This window comes from Rhizobium sp. WSM1328, assembly GCF_057653715.1.
Genome location: NZ_JBYGKO010000002.1, coordinates 303,662 through 326,708, shown reverse-complemented (window position 1 = coordinate 326,708; position 23,047 = coordinate 303,662). Strand labels below are relative to the sequence as shown.

Here is a 23,047-nt window from a genome sequence, read left to right as displayed (position 1 = left end):
GCATTCCACGAGGAGAATATTCTATGTCTGATGCAACGGTCGAAAAATGGGGCGTGTTCGAGGCCTCCTTTGATGGACCCTCCAGCGGCAATCCCTATCTCGACGTGGCATTCGATGCCGTGTTCACCCATAAGAGCCGCGCAGTCCGCGTGCCGGGCTTCTATGACGGCAACGGGACTTACCGCATCCGCTTCATGCCGGACATCGAAGGCGAATGGTCGTTTCTGACCCGTTCCAGGACTGCTGCACTCGACGGCAAGACCGGCGCATTGACTGCGACCGAGCCTTCGGCCGGCAATCACGGCCCGGTTCGCGTGCGCAACAAATTCCACTTCGCCTATGCCGACGGCACCCCGTTCCTGTCCTTCGGGACGACCTGCTACGCCTGGACGCACCAGCCGCTCGACATGCAGAAGCAGACCCTCGAAACCCTCAAGAAGGCCCGCTTCAACAAGATGCGGATGGGCGTGTTTCCGAAGGATTATCCCTACAACGTCAACGAGCCGCTGCACGCCTGCTTCGAACGCGGAGCGGACGGAAAGGAAGACTTCGATCGTCCGAACCCCGCCTCGTTCCGGCACTTCGAGAAGCAGGTCGCAGCGCTCTGCCAGCTGGGGATCGAAGCCGATATCATCATCTTCCACCCCTACGACCGGTGGGGCTATGCCGACATGTCGGCGAAGCAGGATTTTCGCTATGTCGAGTATCTGGCCGCTCGTCTCGCTGCCTACCGGAATGTCTGGTGGTCGCTTGCCAATGAATATGATTTCCTCATCGATACGAAGCCGATGGAGCAGTGGGATCGCTACTTCCACATCCTGGAGGAAAACGACCCCTACCAGCACCTGCGCTCCATCCATAACGGCGACGTGACGGCGAATTTCGATCATCGCAAGCCATGGGTCACGCACACCTGCATTCAAAACCCTGACGTCAAGCGGACCCAGGAATGGCGCGATGCCTACGGCAAGCCTGTCGTCAACGACGAGCCGGAATATGAGGGCGACATCCTGCAGTCATGGGGCAACCTCAATGCGCAGGAACTCGTGCATCGCTTCTGGATCACCATGGCGCGTGGCGGCTATGCCGGTCATGGGGAAACCTATTCTCATCCCGAGGACCTGATCTGGTGGGCCAAGGGCGGGGAACTGCGCGGCGAAGCGTGGAAGCGCATCGCCTTCCTCCGCGACCTCCTGGAAGCCGATGTCAAACACGGCCTCGAGCCGCTCGGCATCATCGGCGAGTGGCCCTGGTCCCGCGTGTCGGGCGCGCGCGACGGCGACGGCGATTTCCGTTTGATCTATTTCGGCGAGCATCAGCCGGTGATCTGGTCGACGGGCCTGCCGGTCGATAGCGATGACTACGATGTCGATCTCATCGACACCTGGGAGATGACGATCACGCCGGTCGAAAAGGTGGCGGCTCCCGTTCCGCATCCGACGCGCCATGGCTCGGTCGTGCGCGGCGGCAAGCCGGACGCGGCCTTCGGCGTGAAAATTCCGCGCAAGCCATTCCAGGCGCTGCGTGTGCGCAGGAAACGTTGAAGGATAGATCCATGTCTGGCTTGAGCATCAGAAACGTCAAGAAATCCTTCGGCACGGTCGACATCATTCATGGTGTCGACGTCGAGATCGCCGACGGTGAATTTACCATTCTCGTCGGCCCCTCCGGCTGCGGCAAGTCGACATTGCTGCGCATGATTGCCGGGCTCGAGGATATCACCGCCGGCCAGATCAGCATCGATGGTCGGGTCGTGAACAATCTGCAGCCGAAGGATCGCGATATCGCGATGGTCTTCCAGAACTATGCATTGTACCCGCAGATGACGGTCTCCCAGAACATGGGATTTGCGCTCGAGCTCGCCGGGGTCAAGCGGCCGGAAATCGAACAGAAGGTCGGTGAGGCTGCAGCAATTCTCGGATTGCAGCCGCTTCTCGATCGAAAGCCGGCGCAGCTGTCGGGCGGACAGCGGCAGCGCGTCGCCATGGGCCGCGCCATTGTTCGAGATCCGAAAGTCTTTCTCTTCGACGAGCCGCTTTCCAATCTGGATGCGAAACTGCGGGTCAAGATGAGGGCGGAGATCAAGGCTCTGCACCAACGCCTGAAGACCACGATCGTTTACGTCACCCACGACCAGATCGAAGCCATGACCATGGCTGACAAGATCGTCGTGCTCCACGGCGGTCGCGTCGAACAGATCGGTAGCCCGCTCGAGCTCTATGACCGACCACGCAATATCTTTGTCGCCGGCTTCCTCGGCTCCCCCGCGATGAACTTTCTCGAGGGAACCCTTGAGGGCGCAGGCGACCCGGTATTGTCGCTGCCGGGTGGGTCACGCGTAACGCTTTCGCGGGCTCCAGCCAATTCCGCCAACAGACCGCTGACGCTGGGCATTCGCCCCGAAGACATCACCTTCGGTGGCGAAAACGGTGTGGATGCCGTGGTCAAGGTGGTCGAACCCACGGGATCGGAAACCCATGTCGCGGTGGAGCTCGAAGGCAGGGAGCTGACATGGGTCGTTCGTGAACGTGTCGAGCTGGTGCCGGAACAGCCGGTGAAGCTTTCTTTCGAAACGGCCAAGGTTCACTTCTTCGACCGGCAGACGCAGCAGCGCCTGAACGCCTGAAGACGAAAGGCCTGGAGCAAGTCCGTCGAACGCGGAACCGGAATGTGACGGCATGCGGAGTTCTTGATCACTCCTCGCCTTCGCAGCGAATTGGCGACTTGTAATCTCTGATCTCGCCGATAGGCTGTACCTCCAAAACGAGGTAGCCAAGGCATGCACATTCGAAGAGCCGTCTCCGCCGACGCGGAGGAGCTGAGCAGTCTCTTGAACGAAATCATTCTTGCCGGCGGAACAACCGCACTCGAGACGCCGCTTTCGGCTGCCGAGTTCGCGGACTGGTTCATCGACGGCGAGTTTCCTCTGACCTGCCATGTTGCCGAGCGCGATCAGTCGCTTGTCGGCTTTCAGTCGCTGAGCTTATACGGCGATCCGCCGAAAGGCTTCGCCGACATCGCAACCTTTGCCCGCTTGAACCCAAGAACCCCCGGCGTTGGCAGCGCTCTCTTCCCCGCAACCCGAGCCGCAGCGGAAGAATTCGGGCTCGAATTCATCAATGCCACCATTCGCGCCGACAATTTCAGCGGCCTTGGCTATTACGCAAAGATGGGCTTCGAGACATATGACCGGTTGGTCCAGGTTCCGCTTCAGGACGGGACGTCGGTCGATAGGATCAAGAAGCGTTTCAGAGTAGGCGCCAGACACCACACGATACCCGACGCCTGAAACGTGTTCGACTGCGCTGAGGCCACACTTTAATGTGCGGCGATGTAGTCAAATTTTGCGGCTAGCGGAATGTTAACCATATGAAGTAAAGCCGTAATTTTCACTAATGGAACAGAATTGCCATTTAACTTCCGTCATGAGTTCTGGTCCCCATTGGTCAAGCAGTCGGGGATAGAGATGGATTTGGAGCCGGAAGGACGTAAAAGAGGAGCAGATCAAAGCCATACCCGGAGATTTGCCGATGCCGACTGCGCTGTTCACGGCCGACGAACTGGCGGTGATCCGCCGCGCTTACGCCCATCAGGTAGTGGCAACTGCCGCAACGACGAACCCGCGGATCGAAGCTGCCTTTGCCACCGTCCCGCGCGAGAACTTCCTCGGTGCGCCTCCATGGCAGATCGCCAATCTGGGCGGCGGATCGCCCCCTCCCCTCCTCCGACTTGGTTCTGGCCTATCAGGACGTACTGTTCGCCCTGCAGTCCGAAAAGGGCGTCAACAATGGAAGCCCGTCACTGCATGCCCGACTCTTGGCGGAACTGGATGTGCAGATCGGCGGCGATCGCATCGTCCATGTCGGTGCCGGCACCGGCTATTACAGCGCCATTCTGGCAGAGTTGGTCGGCACTTCCGGTCATGTCCATGCCGTCGAGATGGATCCTGATCTGGCTGCCGACGCACAAGCAGCGCTTGCTGATCGGGCCAATGTTAGCGTCGTTAACGCCGACGGCAGTCAATGGCCACAGCACGCGGTGGATGCGATCTATGTGAATTTCGCCGTCGCGCGGCCCGCGGAACCCTGGATCGAAAGGCTGCGGCCCGGGGGGCGCCTGGTGTTGCCACTCGGCGTACCGCGCCAGGACCGACCGCCGAAAAGCGGCCGTCATGCGTCCCATGGTGCTGCTCTTCGTATCGAGCGCGGCGATTGTGGATTTGCGGCGCGTTGGATCGGCACAGCTTATTTCGTCTGCGCCAACGGTGGATTGACAACCGACGACAACGAGATCGACGCGCTGACCGCCGCCTTCAAGCGCGGCGGCATCGAGTTCGTCAAAAGCCTGCTCTGGAAGACGGAGCCGCGGATAGGGCGTTGCTGGCATATCGGCGACCAATGGGCGCTCTGCTATGACGACGTCTGAACCATCACGGCCAATTCCGCAAGACCGCGCGCCCCATCTCCGCAGGGAACCAGAGCGACGTAGCGCGCCGCGGCGGCGCGATCCGCTGGCCGCACTTCTGACCGACGACGTCGCAACGCCAAACATCCGGAGCAAAGGGCTTGGGCGGCAACACGCCCAGGGCGCCGAGCTCGGACCTGGTTATCTCGAGCTTAGTGCAGCCTCGCCGCCGGCATCCTTCCCCTGCCCCGCACGAAAAGCCTATTGTCGAAATTTGCCGCCTGCCATCTGTGAGATCGGATCAAGCGCGCCAGGACCCGAGCGGCTGCCCATGCCGGCCGAGATCCAGACGAAATTGATGGCCGCGGCATGCTGAAATGCAGTGGCCAGCGCGCGCCGAATACGGCGCGTAGACAGCCGACGTGATTGACGCTAATACGCTGGCGCAACCTAGCCGAGGCATCCGGCGCCTTTCTTGGATGGCGACGCTCAGACTGACGGTGAAGATCAGCAAGTGGCGGCGATTGAGCCGGTCGGGTTGTGACGTATGACTTGCTTACCCACGATCTCAGGAGACAGCCCCTCGTGGCTCCCTTGTTGGAGGCAATACTGCGGGCCCGACGCAAATCGGTGAAGCGGATAACCCCCCGCCTCCCTGATCGCGGCACGTCTCACCAGGACCAGATCGACACCCATGGAAAGTGAGGATGCGCTGTCTGTCCGGCGGCGGATTGCCAGAACGACAAAAGCCCGGCGCGGGAGAGGTGCGCCGGGCTTCGATAGTGACCGACAGCCTGGGAGGAGGAGTGCTGTCCGTCGGACCGAAGCGGCTCGGAGGGGTTAAGCGCTTCAGTCCATCACGAGGTAGTGCCGCAATGCGGCAAATTCAAGCCTGGCGGCCACGCGGATATCGCAGACGAATCGGTTAGGCATTATAACCTTCCCTCGCAGGCGATAGGGCCAGGCGAGGGGTTGTCCGCGGACAACTTGCTGAGCAGCAACCCGGGCGAAGGGAGCTCTCCCGCTTTCAGCAAAGAGAAACTCCCGCACGAAGTAGTAGTTGATGAGGGCAGCGGGGATCGTACCGCGCGTACGCCGGCAGGCGGACATGCGAGGGAAAACCCCTCACAAAAAGCCCTGGGCTTGCCGTGCCCGGCGCCTTTCACCGATCAAGAGCGCGGCGCTTATCTCCAGCTGACCGTCAGCCGAACTGCGCGAGATATCGATCAAGCCGGCCGCCCGCATTGCCGTCGCCGTCATCAATCCCCGCCTGGTGCGCGACTTCGCCAGGGCCAGCCGTCGCTTGGCCAAAACTGTCCAGGAATTCGCCCGCGTCATCCTCCACTTCGCCAGAGCGATGCGGCCGGCACAGATCCCCCACTTCGACGACTGCGACTTGCTGCGCGTGTCACCCGCCGCCGCCAGCTCATCGACATGGCGGTCGCCCAGAAGAGCCGCCTGGAACATCCGCCTGAGGCCGTCGCAGTGCTGATGGCGAGACCTTCGCCGCCCACAAGGCCGAGCTCGCCCGAGTCCATGCCGCCACCGCTGGGCATCGAGGCCGAGGCCGACAAGGCCGAACGCCGTAATCTGCTGTTGACCGTGCCGGCCATTGGCGAGGTCAGTGCCGCTGTGCTCATCGCCGAACTGCCCATACTCGGCGCAATCGACGACAAGCAACTCGCCGCCCTCGTCGGTGTTGCAACGATGGCTCACGACAGCGGCACCTGGACAACGCTATTTCGCTGGCGGCCGCGCCACTGTCCGATGCGCCCTCTATATGGCAACGCACTCGGCCAACCGTTGCAACCCGGCCATCAAGACGTTCCACAACAGGCTGCGCGACGCGGGCAAACCGCCCAAGGTCGCCATGCGAAAGCTCATCATCATGATCAACACCATTCTTAGAAGGAAGACGAACCCCATCGAACCAGCCCCAACAACACGGTTGCTGAGGCGCACCGCAGAGGCCCCGAAGGATGGGGCTGGCCGCCGCCGCGCCAACACGATCCACCCAGGGATTGCGACCGAAGCCCAGCCTTTGCCAAAAACTTCACCGAGCGACGGGCGACGGGCGACGGGCGACGGGCGAGCTCAATTACTGTCGCGTCAATAAGACACAATAGCAGCAAGGATGACGCCGCCACGGCCGCCTGCCATCCTTGCTGCGGATCCCTTCCGGTGAGCGCAGCTGCTGCGCCAGCAATCCGCGGTCTCGTTTCATGGGCGGGGCTCTGCTCCTCCTTAGACAGCGAGCGGCCTCTTGGTATTGCGGACCTGTCGGCACACCCACGAAGCTCTTCAGAACTCTTGGAGCCGAACATGCCCACGCCTGCCCGGCAAGGCGTATGAGCCCGTTGCTCCAATGCCCGACAGAGCCATCGGGGCAGCCATAATGCCACAAGCGCATCCACCAGCAGGGCGGCATCAGAGATATTTTCACGACCGCTCAAATTCAGTTACTACGGAGATTGGTCCATGTGCAAACGACTTGACGGCTACCATGCTGATCATCCTGTTGTCCGCGGACAACGGCACGATAGGCAACACCCAACCGACAGCTATCGTTCACGGATTCGCTTGGGCCGCGGGGTCGGCTGCCCATCGAAGGCTCGCTGTGATCCGCGGTCGGCTCTTCATGCAATCGAGCAGAGAGTATTATACGGTAGGGGAGGGGCCTCCGATCATGCGGGATCCGAAGCCAGGCCGAAGCCTTCGAGCGATCAGCCCATTGCGAACGGGTAATTGCTTGTCGACCGGCCGTCCGTCGGCGCGGGCGACACAGCGGCGACTGCAGCCGGACTGTTAGCGCCGTAAAGCGAGTAAATGTAGGAACGCTAGCGTCCGGGCCGTTCCGTCCTGGAATAGACAACCGCGGCGCCCGTCGTCGATGCCCGTTATCTGATGACGTGCAGCCCCTCGCTCTCAGCAATGCGGAAGACCTGCGTTAGTTCTGACCGATATGTCAGGAGCCGATCCTGCGCATTTGAGTGGGACGCTGGAGATGCCCAGCGATCAACTGCCGGAGGAAGCGCCTTCAGTGGCGGGGGGGGAGGGGCCGCCGATGGCACATAGCGCCAGGGTGCGGCTGGCCGACGTCTGGAGCAGCGCGCATGATGCCTCAGCCCCCTTGACGGGCAGTTGCTTTCGCGTGCCAACTTGGTCGACTGCGACGCGCGTTCTGCCGGTTGCTGAGACGCCATCAAGCAACCACCATCGAGATCGCGTCCGCAGGCGGGCAGTACCTCGGTCTCGCGACGCATTATGAGGCGCGCCCAGAGAAGGCAACGGTTTGCAGGGCGAACCCAGTATTTGCCCGTTGATAACGTAAACGGCTATTGCAGGCGATTGTCACCACCGCTATTGTTTTATCGGGCTTGCTGCACAACGCATCGGGCTGCACGGTCCGGTCGCTGACAGGCGCCGGCATCAGATAGAAACAGGTGCAATTGAGGTCCAAGTCGCACTCCTTGTACGAGCTGCGCACCAATTTGCCGCCTCGCGGCCGCCAAGCCGGCCTATCGGTAAACGCGTTGAAGCGACTCCCTACCATGCGGTAACGAAACTAAAGTCCAGCATCGCTTCCATATCAGGGAGCAGCCTCAGCAATATCAACGACTTATACTTTTTGAAACTACTTCGGATTTGTGGCTTTCGGCGATACCGAGCTCGGCCGTGGTGGAGTTTGACGAGCTTTCAACCGCTTCCAACTCCCAGCTGCCTGACCCGCGTGTGAAACGGACTGACCTCGGCGCCGGCCTAAATGTCCGCAAGAAAGCAACGGCTTGCATCCTTTAGCGGCACCCGGCGTTATCTCCGCACCAGACCGGAGATCATCCTCATGCCTGATGTGTTTCACCCCAAGAGATTCTCCATCGCGGCGGCATTGATGGCCGCAGCGATTGGTGCACTTGTCTTGATGCAGGCACCCGAGCGCAGGGCGGTCGCCCCGCCTGAGCATACCAACCGCGCAGGTGACGATCGTGGCCGTAGCGCCAGCACGCCCGAGGCTATCCCCTTCAGCGGCCTTCGCGACGTGTTCTGGCGCGTCTTCCACGAGGTCCTCGCCGACCGGGTCACGCTGATTGCCGCGGGCGTGACTTTCTATCTGCTGCTGGCGCTCTTCCCAGCCATGGCGGCTTTGGTATCACTCTACGGGCTGGTTGCAGATCCGACCACCATATCCGAACATCTTCGCGAATTGGCCGGCCTCATGCCATCAGGCGCGTTCGATCTTATTGCCAACCAAATCAAAGAGCTCGTCGGCCGGCGTGATGCTACGCTCGGCGTGACCTTCTTCGTCGGTCTCGGCATCGCTCTTTGGAGCACGCATAGCGGCACGCTGGCGATCTTTGACGCGATGAACGTCGCCTATGAGGAAGAGGAGAAGCGGGGTCTTATCCGGTTGAACCTGATAGGCCTCTGCTTCACCTTGTGCGCGATGCTTTTGACGGTTGTCATGGTGGTGCTTGTCGGGGTCATGCCTGTTATCCTCTCCTATCTCTGGCTCGATCAATTCAAGGAGCACATGGCCCTTCTCATGCGATGGCCGCTGCTTCTGCTGGTCGTCGCGGCGGCCGTTACATCGGTCTACCGTTTCGGTCCCAGCCGCGAGCCTGCCAAGCTCCGCTGGATGACGTGGGGCGCGGTTCTGACCACGATCGCCTGGGCCGCCATGTCCCTCGGCTTTTCCTTCTATCTGGATCATTTCGCCAACTACAATGCGACATACGGCACGCTCGGCGCGCTGATCGGCTTTCTCATCTGGATCTGGCTTTCCGTGGTCATTCTAATCGTCGGAGGAGAACTGAACGCCGAACTGGAGCATCAGACTGCGAAGGACACGACGACGGGAGCGCCGCTGCCGATGGGAGCACGCGGCGCCTATGTCGCTGATACTCTCGGCGAGACCAGGAGTTGACCGCGATGATTGCTCCTCTCGTATGGTTTTGATGTATTCTGACATTTCTGCAGTCCCGACACAGGAGACGATGATGACCGCGCCGCATCCTTCCAAAACCCATATCGGCAATCATGCCCTGCATCCCGAAACACAGATGCTGAACTACGGCTACGATCCGGAACTCTCGGAAGGGGCGGTCAAGCCGCCGGTGTTCCTCACATCCACCTTCGTGTTCAAGACGGCCGAGGATGGCCGCGACTTCTTCGATTACGTGTCGGGCCGCCGCGAGCCGCCAGAGGGGAAGGGGGCGGGCCTCGTCTACTCGCGCTTCAACCATCCAAACAGCGAGATCGTCGAGGACAGGCTCGCCGTCTACGAACGAACGGAAAGCGGCGTGCTGTTTTCATCGGGCATGGCGGCGATCGCCACCACTCTGCTCGCCTTCGTCCGGCCGGGGGATGCGATCCTGCATTCGCAGCCGCTCTACGGGGGAACGGAAACTTTACTGGCGAAGACTTTTCTGAACCTCGGCGCCGCCGCCGTTGGATTTGCCGACGGCGTCAGCGAAGGATCGGTGCAGAAGGCGGCGGAGGAGGCGATGGCCAAGGGCCGCGTCTCCGTCATTCTGATCGAAACGCCTGCCAATCCGACCAACGGCCTGGTCGATGTCGCGATGATCCGGCGCGTGGCCGACCTGGTTGGTGCAAGACAGGGCCATATGCCGATCATCGTCTGCGACAACACCCTGCTCGGACCGGTCTTTCAGCGGCCGATCGAGCACGGCGCCGATATCTCGCTCTATTCGCTGACGAAATATGTCGGTGGTCATTCCGATCTGATCGCCGGCGCCGTTCTTGGTCGCAAGGCGGTGATCAAGCAGATCAAGGCCCTTCGCGGCGCGATCGGCACGCAGCTCGATCCGCATTCCTGCTGGATGCTCGGTCGTTCGCTGGAAACGCTGCAGCTGCGCATGGAGCGGGCAAACAGCAACGCGCGTACCGTCGCCGATTATCTGCGCGATCACCCGAAGGTCGAGAAGGTTCACTACCTGCCTTACCACGATCCGGACTCGCCGGCCGGCCGGACCTTCATAGCGCAATGCACCGGCGCGGGTTCCACCTTCTCTTTCGATATCCGCGGCGGTCAGCCCGCCTCGTTCAAATTCCTGAATGCGCTGCAGATCTTCAAGCTCGCGGTCAGCCTCGGCGGCACGGAATCGCTTGCGAGCCATCCGGCTGCCATGACGCATTCCGGCGTGCCCGCCGATGTCCGCCAGCGCATCGGCGTTCTGGAATCGACGATCCGCCTTTCGATCGGCATCGAGCATCCGGACGATCTGATCGCCGACCTGGAACTGGCGCTGCAGGCGGCCTGAGACACGCCGGGGAAATCGATGCCCGGCGACGCCGGGCATCGGGCATGGGGTCACTTGTCGTCGATCGTCAGTTCCGTCTCGTCGGTATCCAGCACGAACACCGCAAGCAGGCGCGCCGGCTTTGTCTTGCTGGCGTTTTTGCTGACGCTGTGATGATCGCCGGGAAATTCGGGAAAGCTTTCGCCGGCCTTGTAAACCTTCTCTGGCCCGTCATTCACCTTGCTGGTGATCGCACCTTCGAGAACGGTGGCATAGATGAAGGCCGATGCCGGGTGCGTATGGCCGGGCGAGGAACCGCCTGGCGCATATTCGACGAGCACCCCCCGCATGCTCTTGCCGGGAACATTCGGAAGCTTCTGGTCGAAAACGACGCTTACCTTCGCGTCGCCGCCTGCGGCGTGAGCCTGAGTGCCGACGGCAAGGACAACGGCGAGCGCCGCCGCCGAGATCATTTTTCTGAGCATGTCTGGTCTCCTGCGTTGGAATGGGTCGGCGCCCGGTGTCAGGCGCTCTTTTTCTGAGGCGGCTGCCGGCTCAGCCAATCGTCGAAATGAATCTGGCCAAGTCGCGCATTGGCTCCGGTCACGAGCGAATTATCTTCGAGCTCAACGCCGAAGTAGCGGGCGTGCGGATCCGCCATCACCTGCCGCGGATCGTTCGTCGCCTTGAAGAGACGTGTGACGATTTCGGTGAGTCGGACTTTCTCCGGCCCGCCGATCTCGATCGTACCGTTCACAGGCGTGCCGAGCGCCACCTCGGCCATGACGTCGGCGACGTCGTCCGAGGCGATCGGCTGCACATAGGCAGGCGACAGATGCACGGTCTGGCCGACGGTACCCGACTGGGCGATGCCAGCCATGAATTCATGGAACTGGGTGGAGTGCACGATGGTATAGGGTATGCTGGAGCTCTTGATCAGCTCTTCCTGGGCCATCTTGGCGCGCATGTAGCCGCTGCCCTGCAGCCGCTCCATGCCGACAATCGACAATGCGATATGATGCTTCACGCCGGCGGCAGCCCCTGCCTTGAGCAGATTGCGGCCCGACGTCTTGAAGAATTCCAGGACGGCCTTGTCCTCGAACGAGGGCGAGTTTGCGAGATCGAGCACCACCTGTGCCCCGGCGAGTGCTTCCGCCACGCCTTTGCCGGTGATCGTGTCCACACCCGAGTTCGGCGAAGCCGCCAACACCTCGTGCCCCTTGTTGCGCAATCTTTCCACGGTCTTTGAGCCGATGAGGCCAGTGCCGCCGATAACGACGATTTTCATGGGTAGTCTCCTTGTCCTTTACGAGAAATGTCCTCTGGTGACCTGAAGGTGAGCAGGCAACTGCTCGGCATGCCCCCGCGCCCTCGATGAGCGAAGCGACTTCATCGGGACCGTCGCCGGTGCGGCCGGTTGAAACCGATGGGCAGGAGAATGCGCCGGATCGCGGCCCCAAACTATTCTTCCTCAGTCGCTGTCACCCTATGCGAACGCAGTAGGGAAGCTGGCTCTGCGGTCGAGGAATCCGGCCAAAATGGAGGAACATCACGTCGACAGGCATCGGCCTGACCTACCCTTGGGGCAGATGGCCGACCCGGAAAGCAAGGCGTATTCACTGGCCCGCAAGCCGAGGCTTGCGTCATCAATCCTCTCACAATGGAGATAAGAATGATCAAGCGTTTGAACTTCATGGCCCATAGAAGCAGCGGCATCGACGGCCTCGTGGCCGTTGAAGGCTGGATTGCGAAAAGCTTCGATCCGAAGTTGCTCGAACTCGTCAAAGTGCGCGTTTCCCAGATGAATGGATGCGCTCACTGCTTGCACATGCACCGCCAGGACGCGCTGAAGCTCGGCGAAACGGATGACCGGCTGCAGCTTCTGAACGCGTGGCGGGAGTCGCAGCTCTTCACCACTCGCGAGCGGGCCGCGCTTGCCTGGGCTGAGGCTCTCACTCAGATCGCGAAAAGCCATGCGCCGGATGATGTTTATGAAGAGGCGCACGCCAACTTCTCGGATGACGAGCTCGTGGCCCTTTCGATCGGTGTTGCGATGATCAACGCCTGGAACAGGCTGGCGATCGGCTTTCGGCTTCAGCATCCGGCCGATCACAAACGCGCCGCCGCCTGACGGTCTGCGCCTTCGCCGGGTCAGGAAAGCTGAGTAGCCTCGAACATGGCGGTCAGCCCGATACCTCCGCCGATGCCGATCATGGCCAAGGCAGTGGCGCCGGGCGCCCCGACTTCCCCGGTGTTGCGGATCAGCTGGCTGTACAGCCTGGTAACAAGGATTGCGCCGGAGGCCCCGAACGGATGGCCCAAGGCAATTGCTCCGCCGTTCCTGTTGATCGTGTCGGCCGGAATATCGAGCTGATCCCGCGATGCCAGAACCTGGGCCGCGAAGGCCTCGTTGAATTCGATGGCATCGATGTCGGAGAGCGAAAGCCCGGGCTGACGCTGCAGCAGCTTCCTGGTCGAAGCGACCGGGCCGATGCCGAGCAGATTGGGGTCTACGCCGGCAGCAGCGCTATCGATGAAGGCAAGGCCCTTTTCGATGCCCATGCTCCTTGCCATCCCGCGGCTCATGACCAGCACCAGGCAGGCGCCGTCGTTCAGCGGGCAGGCATTACCGGCTGTCACCGAACCATCGGCCAGGAAGACCGGCCGGAGGTTTGCGAGAGCCTCAAGAGATGTGGACGTGCGCGGGCATTCGTCCCGTTCGATCAGACCGTGGCCGGTGGAGATGTCAACGATCTCGGGGCGAAAGATGCCTGCCTCGGCCGCCTGCACGGCGAGCCTATGGCTGCGCAGGGCGAATTCATCCTGTCTCTGCCGCGATATGCCGAATTGACGCGCAACGTTTTCGGCGGCAATTCCCATTTCCGGATCGCCGATCGTTTCAGGCGAAAACCGGGCGCGCCCGTAAAATCGCGGCGGCATCCCGTTCGCCTTTGGTCTTTCGACGCGCCATGGCGCGGTGCTGACGCTCTCGACGCCGCCAGCGAGAAAACACGCGCCGGCTTTCGCCTGGATCAAGCGGGCCGCGATGATGATCGCTTCCAGGCCCGAGCCGCATTGGCGGTCGATCGCAACACCCGGAACCGACATGGGCAGACCTGCTGTGAGCGCTGCCAGCCGCGCGATGTTTCCACCGCCGCCGGCGGCATTGCCCACCAGAACGTCGTCTATCGTGTCGGGTGTAATTCCCGTTTCGGAAAGGATCCGACGAATGATCGGCACAAGCAGATCTTCCGCCGCGACAGTGGCAAGCGACCCGAAAGCCCGGCCGATCGGCGATCGGTAGGCGGCAACCACGACTGGCTGCCAATCCTCGTCAGGCTGAAAGGCGTAGGACACGATCGTCTCCTGAGATCACTGATGTCTCCACTTGCCCCCTCGAGATCTTGCCGCTGCTCGTCATCGGCCAGGACCTTATATGGTAGAATTGCTTGGGGATCTTGTACTTCCCGAGCATCTGCGCGCAATGATCGGCCAGGATCTTCGGGTCCATCGTCTCTCCCGAGATGACGGCGACGATCCGCTGGCCGAAATAGGCGTCCGGCAGCCCGAAGACAACGGCATCCTCTACGCCGGGGCAGGCTTTGAGCGCGCTCTCGACTTCGGCGGGATAAACGTTGTTGCCGCCTGATATCATCATGCCGCCGGCCCTGCCGATCACCCGCAGCATGCCATCGGCATCGAGTTCGCCGAGATCTCCGACCGTCGCTCCGGCTTTTGTGACCCGGAAAGCCTGACCGTCGTCGCCCCAAAGATATCCATCCGCGATCAGGTCGCTGTCAACGAATATGGTTCCCGCCACATCGGTCCCAACGTCGTTTTCATCGGGGTCGCGAATGGAAATTCCCACGCCGGGATAGGCTTGTCCGACCCGGTCGATCGGAAAATCGATCTCGCTCCCGACAAGGGTCGAGACGGTCATGAATCCAATCTCGGATGCCCCGTAATATTCCCGGATACGGGCCTTCGGAAACAGCCGGCGCATGGACTCGACCCCGTTCCTGTCAAGCTTTGCGCCGGCGGTCAGGACGTCGCGCAAGGAGGTCAGAGCGGGTTTGCCCGTCCATGCCCTTGCAATGCCGGCTATATGTGTCGGCACGGCGACCAGCCGTTCGACGTGCCAGAAGGAGAGGGTGCGTGCGACCGCGACAGGGTCCCATTTCCGGACTGAATGGAAGGTTGCCCCGGCATCAAGAGCTTCGACCAGCGCATAAAGCGCCAGGCCATGAGCCAAGGCTCCCGGGCACATTGTCGACGGCGCATCTTCGAGCTCGAAAACGACGCGTCCCCGATCGAGGCTCCGGCGCCACTGCTCGCGTGAGCGATAATAGGCCTTCGGCTCAGCGGTGGTCCCTGACGTGAAGCCGATCAGAAAGATCTTGTCAGTATCGGCCGGCAGCTCGGCTTCACCTTCCGCCGCGGCGAACTCGAAAGCCTGCGCTCCGGCAGCCACCACAGGAATGCCGAGTCTTCGGGCAATTTCAGCACTCGGCCCGACATCGTCGTCGACAAACAGAACGTCAGGCGCCAGCCGCTCGATAATGCGTTCGATCCTTTCCGCCGGCATCATCGGGTCGATGACCGCGCAGGCATTCGGGAAAGCGGTGGCCGCCGCAAAATATTCGGCAAAGCCGATATGGTTGCCAAGGCTGAGAGCGGCAAGCTTCTCCACACCGGGCAGATCGAGCATGCGGCGGTTCGAGCGAGGGAGATCCTGGAGAAACCGATAAATTGCCTTGGCGCGCATATAGAGCTCGCCATAGCTGAGCGAATGCCCGTCGATCACCAGCGCCGGCTTGTCCGGTGTCTCCGTTGCATGTCGAAGAAGCTGCGCATGGATTGGCATGGACACCCGCGGGTTTGAACGATCGGCAATCAGCCGGGAGACAGAGCGGCTCTGGTCGCATCGGGAATCGGCGTCGGGCGGCTGTCGGAAAGGCCGACGCAGACCCAGACGAATTGCGCCGATGCGCAATGGGCGCCATCGCGCTGGCGAAAGAGTTCTATGGCAAAGGACAGGCTCGTGCGCCCGATCTTCTCCACGTCCACCTTTGCCTCGACGACATCGTCGAGATCAATCGGGCTGTGAAAGGTGATCTCCGCCTTCTTCACGTGATAGGCAACGCCCGAGGAGGTGTGACGAAAATGGCTGAGAATTTGCCGTTGCCGCAGAAACTCGACGACCGCATCCTCGCAATAATCGAGATAACGGGAGTTGTGGACATGACCATAGATGTCGATGTCTCGCATCGAGACCCGGAACGATGCTAAAGGCCTGTCGTCAACGCTCATTCGATCACCGAAATTCGACGGGCTGATCTAACCGCAGTGTGTGGGGGATGCAATGCAATATCAGGCGGTCGTGCGAAAATTCGGCCCGGCTCAGGATGTCGTCGAGCTCGAGCAGGCTGCGCTGCCGCCGCTGGCGCGCTACCAGGTGAGGGTGCGCCTGCTGGCGCGGGCGATCAATCCCTCCGATATCATCACCATCTCGGGAGCTTATAGCGGACGCACGACATTGCCTTTCATTCCCGGCTTCGAAGCGTTCGGCGTGGTCGAACAGTGCGGTGAAGAGGTTCATGGGCTTTCCCCCGGGGCACGCGTGCTGCCGGTGCGTAGCGCCGGCGGCTGGCAGGAATTCAAGGATAACGATCCCGGCTGGTGCCTGCGTGTTCCTGACGAGCTCACCGACTTCGAGGCTGCGACGAGCTACGTCAATCCGATGACGGCCTGGTTGATGCTGCATGCCAAGATCGGGCTGAGGCCGGGCATGCGCATCGCCATCAATGCCGCCGCCTCTTCGATCGGAGCGATATTGATCGGTCTCGCCAACGCGGCGGGCGTGGAACCGGTCGCCATCGTCCGCAGCGAAAGATCACTTGAGCGCCTGCGCGGCCGGGTCGAGGCTGTTATCATCGATAGGGAAGAAAGCGAAAGCGATCTGGTTGCCGGGCTCGCCGGCCGGCATGGGCTCGACGCGGTGCTCGATTGTGTCGGAGGTGCGCGCGCCGCAGTCCTCGCCGATGCGCTGCGGCCGGGCGGATGCTTCGTGCATTACGGCCTGCTTTCGGGCCAAAGCATTCCGAATTCATTCTGGGCGTCCCATCCCGATATTTCCTTTTCCTATTTTCACCTCCGGGAATGGGTTCATTCGCAAGCCATGAGCGACGTGCAGCAGGCCTATTCCGAGGTCGCGGCGCAGATCGTTTCGAAGGTCATCGCGACCGAGGTGCGGGAGGTATTCCCCCTGGAAAATGTCCGGCAAGCCCTGCAATCCGCTCTTCCCTTCCGAGCGGGTGGCAAGGTTCTGCTGGCCTGACGGGGCAAGCGCCCGCCTCGAGGCTCCTTGCGGGGCGCCTCAGGATGAGGCTCTCTTGAAGTTCGCGCTAAGCGTTTTCGTGTCGTTGCCGCGCGCTAGCGATTGCCGGGTGGTTCTGCTCGGCCCATCCAATCAGGGTTTTCATAGGAATGAGAAAGGATTGCCCGATTGCGTCAGCTCATATTCCACGCGATCCCGATCAATCAATTCGGGGACGCTCCGATTTCGGCGTTGCCAGCCCGTGTTTGGCAAGCTCCAGGGTCAGGATACGGGTTTCGAGAAGGTTGAAGATGCGCAGGATGGCCTCGATCGCATCGAATGGTTTTGTCAGAAAATCTCTGGCGCCGAGCGAAAGTGCGCGCCTGCGCGTCGGCAAGGTCGCATCGGCAGTGAGCACCAGGATCGGCAGATAGCTGTTTTCCGGGATGAGCCTCGCAAAGGTCTCGAGCAGGGCGAAACCGTCCAGATCGGGCATCATCAGATCAAGAAGAACGAGATCGACAGGATGTTCGCGAAAGAGCCGCAAGGCCTCGCGCGGCTCGGTGGTGCTGATCAGCGCCGTAAAGTCTTCGCGTTTGAGAATGCGCTCCAGCAGCGAGACATTGGCGGGCTCGTCGTCGACGATCAGGATCGTCGATCGGCGCACGATATCGGTGGAATCTGTCATGGACCCAATATTTCGTTGAAGCGATGCCGAACTGATATCAAGCGGCGCGGCCATATCAAAGGTGATGCCTTTACGGCGGGCTTCCCATCGCAACCGGTCTTGCCTCTACCGCTGCAGGCGTGCGTGGCAGATCGACGTGGAAAGTGGCGCCGCCTTCCCGGTTGCTGAAGCCGAGCGTTCCGCCCATGGCGTCGATCAGATGTTTCGACAGCGCGAGCCCGAGACCGGTTCCATCCCGGCTGATCCGTTCCGCTCCCAGCCGATCGAACGGGGTGAACAGCCGGGAGACGCGTTCGGCCGGAATGCCGGGACCGGTATCGCTGACCTCGATGCGGATACGGCCGCCATCCATTGCGCGGTGGCTGACGGTTACCCTTCCCTGGGGGCGATTGTATTTCACCGCATTGGAGAGGAGGTTGAGGAACACCTGCAGCAGACGCCGCCGGTCGGCGAGCACCGAAAGATCCGGCTCGACCGGCTCGACGACCTCGATCGTGATCTGCTGCTTACCGCAGAGCGGTCTTGCAAGCGACAAGGCTTCATCGATCACCTCGGCGACGGGCTGTGCTTCGACAGCGAGATCCATGTGCCCGGCCTCGATCCTCGCCATGTCGAGAACCTCGTCGATGAGGCTGAGCAAATGTCGGCCGGCCCTCAATATCTGCGCGACGCTCTCCCTGGACTCGGTATCGGTGACGTCCATTTCCAGAAGCTGCGCGAAACCGAGCACGGAATTCAGCGGCGTGCGCAGTTCGTGGCTCATGCGCGACAGAAATTCGCTCTTGGCGTTGCTCGCGCGGATCGCATCCTCACGGGCGCCAAGCAGGGCCTCTTCGATTTGCTTGCGCTCGGTAATATCGCGCGTGATCTTGGAAAAGCCGCGCAACCGGCCCGTCTCATCATGGAGTGCGGTCACGACGACGTGCGACCAGAATTGCGACCCGTCCTTGCGAACGCGCCAGCCTTCCGCTTCGGTGCGTCCGCGAAGGGCTGCTTCGGCAAGCTCTTCTGCCGGAAAGGTGTCCCTGGTTTCCGTGGGATAGAAGCGGGAAAAATGCTGCCCGACGATTTCCTCGGCGCCATAACCGGTGATCCGCTCGGCGCCTGCGTTCCAGCTTATCACCCGTCCTGACGTATCGAGCCCGAAGATGCCGTAGTCGCTGACGCCTTCGACCAGTTGCCGAAAGCGCTCCTCGCTCTCGGTCAGGTCCGCCTCGCGTTTTTTCAGAAGGACGCTCGCATCTTCGAGCGCCTGTCCGAGACTGCCGAGTTCATCGCGGAAGGGATCCGCCACCGTCACGACCTCGCCTTGCGACAGCCGATGCGCCTCAGCTTTCAGCGCATGCACACGGCGCACGATGCTTGCCGAAAACAGGAAGACGGCGACGAGCGCGCCGGCAAAACCAAGAAAGCCGGCTGCGATCATCAGGCTTCGCGACAGAGTGCGAACCCGGTCCGCGGCCTCGGTCCTCGCGTGAAGCAGATCCGCCTCCCGCCGGCTCATCGCGTCGATTTCCTGTCTCAGCACATCGAGGACCTGCTTGCCCTCGATGAGCTTGGCCGCAAGGTCCTCGCGTCCGCCGGCGCGCAGGATGTCGGCCTGTTTCAGGAGTTGGAGACGATCGACTTTCGCGACGACGAGAGTGCGGATGCGTTCGAGGCGGTTCTTCTGCTCTTCATCTCGCAATCGCCGGCCGACCTCGTCGAGCACGACAGGCAATCTGTCCTCGGCCCGGTTGAAGGGATCAAGAAAATCGGCTCTTCCGGTCAGCAGATAACCACGCATCGCGGTGGCCGCTTCGGCGATCGAGGCATGGATCTCTTGAATGCCCGACTGGATTTCGAGCGTCACCCGCACCTGATCCTCTGCAATCCGGCTTTGCCGGTCGGCCACGAAGACGGAAGCGAGAGCCGCAAGCAGCAGCGCCAGCGGCACAGTGATGATGACGATACCCTTTGCCCTCAGCGGCAGATCGGCGAAGCGTAGCGCCTGCCGGCGCGTCGTCGCGGTCATTGCTGCTCTTCCCTGGATGTTGACACGAACCCGCCGCGCACAGCCATGACGGCGGCTTGCGTCCGGTCGCCAGCGCCGAGCTTGCCGATGATCCGCTCGACATGGATCTTCACGGTACCAGGCGAGATTTTCAGGGCCCGGCCGATCTCCTTGTTCGTCAGGCCCTCGGCCACCTTCGACAGGACTTCGCGCTCCCGGATGGTCAGCGTCTCCAGAGCGCTGCTGTTGGTTTGCGGCTTGGTGGCCGCGCGGCGCAACAGCCTGGCCACGAGCGGGCCGTCGAAGAAGGCGTCACCCTGAAGGACGCGCCGGATCGTGCGGAGAATGTCTTCCCGGCTGGCATCCTTGAGCAGGTAGCCCGTGGCGCCTGCTTCGATCGCAGCTTCCAAGTAGTCGAGGCTGTCATGCATGGTGATGATCATGACGCGTGTCCCCGGCGACACGCGCCGGATCTCCCTCGTTGCGGCGAGGCCGTCCATGCGCGGCATGCGGATGTCGAGGAGAGCAAGATCCGGCTTGTGCAGCATACAGGCCTCCACCGCTTCGACGCCGTCGCGCACGTCCCAGGCAATATGAAAATCGTCTTCGCCGCCGATCATGGCGATAAGACCTGCGCGGGCGATGTCATGATCGTCGGCGACAAGGATCGATGCCGTCATTCTGATGTCGTCTCCTGCTGAAGAGGGGCGGCGGCGCGGACATGCGTGCCGCCCGAAGACCCGGCCTCGATCTCGATCCGGCCGCCGAGCAGCGCCAGCCGTTCCCGCATGCCGACGATGCCGAGTTGCCCGCCCCGCATCTGGGGATGGCGCACCTCCCCGATGCCTTTGCCATCGTCGATCACTTCGAGATGCGCTTCGCCCTTACCGTCCTCGAAGAGGCGCACGACCAAGCGGCTCGCCTCGGCGTGTTTGATCACATTGGTGATCGCTTCCTGCGCGACGCGATAGAAGATGATCCCGGTCGATGTCGGCCAGCGATCGGCGGCAGCATCGAGATCGGCGATCACCTCGAGATCGTCGATTGCATCGAGACGCGTGCGCAGAGCCGCGGCGACGCCGAGATCATCGAGTTCGGGCGGGCGAAGATCGGCGATCGCCGCCCTGAGATCCGCAACGGAATGGCGCGCCAGTGCGGCCAGCTGGTCGATCTCGGGCTTTAGGACATGCGCCTCGCCGATGCGGGCCGCAAGGTCCTGCAGGCGATAGCTGAGGCCTGCTGCCAGCTGCGCCGAGCCGTCGTGAAGATCGAGCGCCACTCGCTGCCGCTCCTGCTCCTGCGCCTGGATCAGCTGCGCCACGAGGGCTGCGAGCTCGCTGCGCTGCCGTTCCAGATCGCCGAGAAGCGCCTGATTTTCCGCCGCCTGCCGATCAAGATTGTAAGCGTCGGCCAGTTGACCTGCCACCACCTCCAATGTCTGCCGATCGTCGGCGTCGATGGCGCGGCCTCTGGACGGACCGATCAACGTGAGGTGGAAACCGGAGCCGTCCTGCGAGGTAAATAAGATGCTGTCGCTTCCCGGGCTCGTCGACTTGCCGACCATCAGCTGCACCGGCAGATCTCCCTGCAAGGATGGAAAAACGAGCTCGGCAAAGGCTGCTCCCGCGAAGTCGGCGAGCCGCGATAGAACCTCCTGGGCAGCCGTTTCGAAGGCTTGGGTGTCAAGCAGGTTTCGCGCCTCGATGATGAAGCGCAGCCGGGCCGCGCGCGCTTCCGCCGCCCGGTAAAGGGCCCTCAATTCCGTGACGTTCGGCGCATGCGTCGTGCCTGTATCGTGGTTCATGCCTGACGGTACTGCTCCGAGATGAATGACGCGGGCACGATAGTCATTCCGGCAGGAATGTCATCTATGCCGTTCGGCAGACCCGATCGGAGCCACCCGGCAGATGGGGCGGGGGCATTGGGCACCTTAGATGTTGGTCATGCGGTCGACCGATGCGATGTCCGCCGGAACCGCTACATAGGAAAGTCAAAATGCGTACCATCATTGCTGCCGCCCTCGTTCTCGGTTTCGTTCAGGTCCAGTCGGCTGCGGCGGCTACCGAAACCGCAACCTGTGCGCCGACAAGCGAGGCAGAAATCGCCAAGCTCTTCGACCGCTGGAATACCTCACTCGCGACGCTGAGCCCCCAGGAGGTAGCCAAGAACTACAGTGACGACTCCGTGCTGCTCGCGACCTTGTCGGACAAACCTCGCCTGACCCAGGCGGAACGGATCGATTACTTCGAGCACTTCCTGGCGAATGAGCCCAAGGGCCATATCGATAGCCGCGACGTCAAGATCGGCTGCAACTGGGCTGTCGACACCGGCACCTACACCTTCAGCCTGAAGGACGGCTCGAAGATTCCCGCCCGCTACACCTATACCTATGAGTTCAAGGACGAGAACTGGCTGATTACCTCGCACCACTCTTCGATGATGCCGGAGAAGTAAGGCTTCACCAGCCCGCAGATCCGGCAGGGAGATCCCACGTTCACCCCACGTGGGGTCCTCCTGACTGCCAACCACTCGGTCGTCGTTCCCCCGCGCTATTGCCTCCGGTCGAGGGGGGCGGCCACCGCACATCCTCTCCTTGCTCCCCGCAGAGCCCTGAGTAGTTCGCGCCGGAAGCTTTGACGGCTAAGCGGGATCGGGAGTAGCATCCACACGGCAGCGGCAAGGTGGTCAAAGCGGCCGGCCCGATGGAGATGCAATGATGAAACACGAACCTTTCCTCCTGACGTTCGCGGCGCTGGCATTTGGTTTCGCATGCCCAATTTCTGACGCCTTCGCTGCAGCTCAGCCTATTTTCTGGAACGCTTTACGGCCGGCCGATCAGCCCAAAGCGACGGTTCCGCTGTCGGGCAAGGCGGTGAGCGGCCCACAGGGCGAAACACTCGCCTGGCATGGAGAGGAGCATCCGATCGAATTGACGGGCTTCGTGCTGCCGGTCGACCAGGATGGCGATCTTGTCTACGAATTCATGCTGGTGCCTTGGGCCGGAGCCTGCAGTCACATGCCGTCCCCTCCGCCTAACCAACTGGTTCGTGTCGTTCCGGAAGAGCCTTTGCACCTGGCAAGAATGTACGAGACCGTCACCGTGACGGGTAACCTGCGGCCCGGCCTGGATCAGGCGCAATTCTTCATGATCGACGGCGACCGCGTCCTCACCTACGGCTACAGCATAAACCATGCCCAGGTAGCGACGGCAACGGCGACGACTGATCCCGATCTGCTGTCACTTTCGCCTTTCGGCATTTTGCCTCGTTAAAAGCCCCGAGACGGCCTCACGATCGGGGCACACTCCTCATTCCCTTCCTCGCGCTTGGCCCGAGGGACGTCACAGGAATCCAGCCACCGCGCGTCTGCGTGGTGAATGACTCTTATCA

General features: G+C 61.7%; 18 protein-coding genes and 3 pseudogenes. 11 read left to right on the top strand and 10 right to left on the bottom strand.

Annotated elements, in window-relative coordinates:
* Window positions 1-23: 23 nt before the first annotated feature.
* The 7 genes and pseudogenes from AC2444_RS25060 to AC2444_RS25030 all read left to right on the top strand — a co-directional run bounded on the left by AC2444_RS25060 (window position 24) and on the right by AC2444_RS25030 (window position 10,682).
* A complete protein-coding gene (locus AC2444_RS25060) occupies window positions 24-1,544 on the top strand; it encodes a DUF5060 domain-containing protein (RefSeq protein ID WP_003562301.1) in 1,521 nt (506 codons plus the stop codon).
* A gap of 11 nt (window positions 1,545-1,555) precedes the next feature.
* Entirely contained in the window at window positions 1,556-2,626 is a 1,071-nt protein-coding gene (locus AC2444_RS25055; protein WP_128449315.1) for an ABC transporter ATP-binding protein, read from the top strand.
* A 153-nt stretch (window positions 2,627-2,779) separates the two neighbouring features.
* Window positions 2,780-3,289, top strand: coding sequence for a GNAT family N-acetyltransferase (locus tag AC2444_RS25050; RefSeq protein WP_003562303.1), 510 nt, complete (start codon window positions 2,780-2,782; stop codon window positions 3,287-3,289).
* Between the two features lie 241 nt (window positions 3,290-3,530).
* A pseudogene (locus AC2444_RS25045) lies at window positions 3,531-4,425 on the top strand (protein-L-isoaspartate O-methyltransferase family protein).
* 1,213 nt (window positions 4,426-5,638) lie between these two features.
* A pseudogene (locus tag AC2444_RS25040) lies at window positions 5,639-6,359 on the top strand (transposase); the annotation flags it as partial.
* 1,886 nt (window positions 6,360-8,245) lie between these two features.
* Window positions 8,246-9,325 (top strand): YihY/virulence factor BrkB family protein, encoded by a 1,080-nt coding sequence (locus tag AC2444_RS25035; protein WP_003562306.1) that lies wholly within the window; start codon window positions 8,246-8,248, stop codon window positions 9,323-9,325.
* Window positions 9,326-9,398: 73 nt separating this feature from the next.
* Window positions 9,399-10,682, top strand: a complete 1,284-nt coding sequence (locus tag AC2444_RS25030; protein ID WP_128438858.1) for a cystathionine gamma-synthase family protein — start codon at window positions 9,399-9,401, stop codon at window positions 10,680-10,682.
* A gap of 50 nt (window positions 10,683-10,732) precedes the next feature.
* Here the strand turns inward: AC2444_RS25030 and AC2444_RS25025 are convergent, their stop codons facing one another.
* The gene (locus AC2444_RS25025) at window positions 10,733-11,146 is read right to left on the bottom strand and encodes a cupin domain-containing protein (protein WP_017996062.1); all 414 of its coding nucleotides are present in this window, start codon (window positions 11,144-11,146) and stop codon (window positions 10,733-10,735) included.
* A gap of 38 nt (window positions 11,147-11,184) precedes the next feature.
* Complete coding sequence (locus AC2444_RS25020) at window positions 11,185-11,949, bottom strand: SDR family oxidoreductase (protein ID WP_128449316.1); 765 nt, start codon at window positions 11,947-11,949, stop codon at window positions 11,185-11,187.
* Between the two features lie 384 nt (window positions 11,950-12,333).
* On the opposite strand from AC2444_RS25020, the gene AC2444_RS25015 reads away from it, so the two are divergent.
* Window positions 12,334-12,792 (top strand): carboxymuconolactone decarboxylase family protein, encoded by a 459-nt coding sequence (locus tag AC2444_RS25015; protein WP_128449317.1) that lies wholly within the window; start codon window positions 12,334-12,336, stop codon window positions 12,790-12,792.
* A gap of 20 nt (window positions 12,793-12,812) precedes the next feature.
* On the opposite strand, the gene AC2444_RS25010 is transcribed toward AC2444_RS25015, so the two are convergent.
* The 3 genes from AC2444_RS25010 to AC2444_RS25000 are packed head-to-tail and all read right to left on the bottom strand — an operon-like array spanning window position 12,813 to window position 15,971.
* Entirely contained in the window at window positions 12,813-14,018 is a 1,206-nt protein-coding gene (locus AC2444_RS25010; RefSeq protein ID WP_003562311.1) for a thiolase family protein, read from the bottom strand.
* Complete coding sequence (locus AC2444_RS25005; RefSeq protein WP_003562312.1) at window positions 13,996-15,525, bottom strand: class I adenylate-forming enzyme family protein; 1,530 nt, start codon at window positions 15,523-15,525, stop codon at window positions 13,996-13,998. Before AC2444_RS25005 ends, AC2444_RS25010 begins: the two co-directional genes overlap by 23 nt.
* Before the next feature lie 29 nt (window positions 15,526-15,554).
* Complete coding sequence (locus AC2444_RS25000; RefSeq protein ID WP_003562313.1) at window positions 15,555-15,971, bottom strand: acyl-CoA thioesterase; 417 nt, start codon at window positions 15,969-15,971, stop codon at window positions 15,555-15,557.
* Window positions 15,972-16,023: 52 nt separating this feature from the next.
* Here AC2444_RS25000 and AC2444_RS24995 point away from each other — a divergent pair, with 52 nt between their 5' ends.
* Window positions 16,024-16,998 (top strand): zinc-dependent alcohol dehydrogenase family protein, encoded by a 975-nt coding sequence (locus AC2444_RS24995; RefSeq protein ID WP_128449318.1) that lies wholly within the window; start codon window positions 16,024-16,026, stop codon window positions 16,996-16,998.
* A 67-nt stretch (window positions 16,999-17,065) separates the two neighbouring features.
* Here AC2444_RS24995 and AC2444_RS24990 read toward each other — a convergent pair.
* The 5 genes and pseudogenes from AC2444_RS24990 to AC2444_RS24970 form a co-directional block, all read right to left on the bottom strand.
* Window positions 17,066-17,190: pseudogene (locus AC2444_RS24990) on the bottom strand (winged helix-turn-helix transcriptional regulator); the annotation flags it as partial.
* A 7-nt stretch (window positions 17,191-17,197) separates the two neighbouring features.
* Complete coding sequence (locus AC2444_RS24985) at window positions 17,198-17,665, bottom strand: response regulator (RefSeq protein ID WP_017996068.1); 468 nt, start codon at window positions 17,663-17,665, stop codon at window positions 17,198-17,200.
* Window positions 17,666-17,735: 70 nt separating this feature from the next.
* Window positions 17,736-19,679 (bottom strand): sensor histidine kinase, encoded by a 1,944-nt coding sequence (locus tag AC2444_RS24980; RefSeq protein WP_017996069.1) that lies wholly within the window; start codon window positions 19,677-19,679, stop codon window positions 17,736-17,738.
* Window positions 19,676-20,338: a response regulator gene (locus AC2444_RS24975; protein WP_017996070.1), complete on the bottom strand. Its 663-nt coding sequence runs from the start codon at window positions 20,336-20,338 to the stop codon at window positions 19,676-19,678. The genes AC2444_RS24980 and AC2444_RS24975 overlap by 4 nt, the downstream gene beginning before the upstream one ends.
* A complete protein-coding gene (locus tag AC2444_RS24970; protein ID WP_128449319.1) occupies window positions 20,335-21,462 on the bottom strand; it encodes a sensor histidine kinase in 1,128 nt (375 codons plus the stop codon). Before AC2444_RS24970 ends, AC2444_RS24975 begins: the two co-directional genes overlap by 4 nt.
* 191 nt (window positions 21,463-21,653) lie before the next feature.
* On the opposite strand from AC2444_RS24970, the gene AC2444_RS24965 reads away from it, so the two are divergent.
* Window positions 21,654-22,112: an SgcJ/EcaC family oxidoreductase gene (locus AC2444_RS24965; protein ID WP_003562317.1), complete on the top strand. Its 459-nt coding sequence runs from the start codon at window positions 21,654-21,656 to the stop codon at window positions 22,110-22,112.
* 259 nt (window positions 22,113-22,371) lie between these two features.
* Window positions 22,372-22,929 (top strand): DUF3299 domain-containing protein, encoded by a 558-nt coding sequence (locus tag AC2444_RS24960; protein ID WP_003562318.1) that lies wholly within the window; start codon window positions 22,372-22,374, stop codon window positions 22,927-22,929.
* Window positions 22,930-23,047 lie beyond the last annotated feature (118 nt).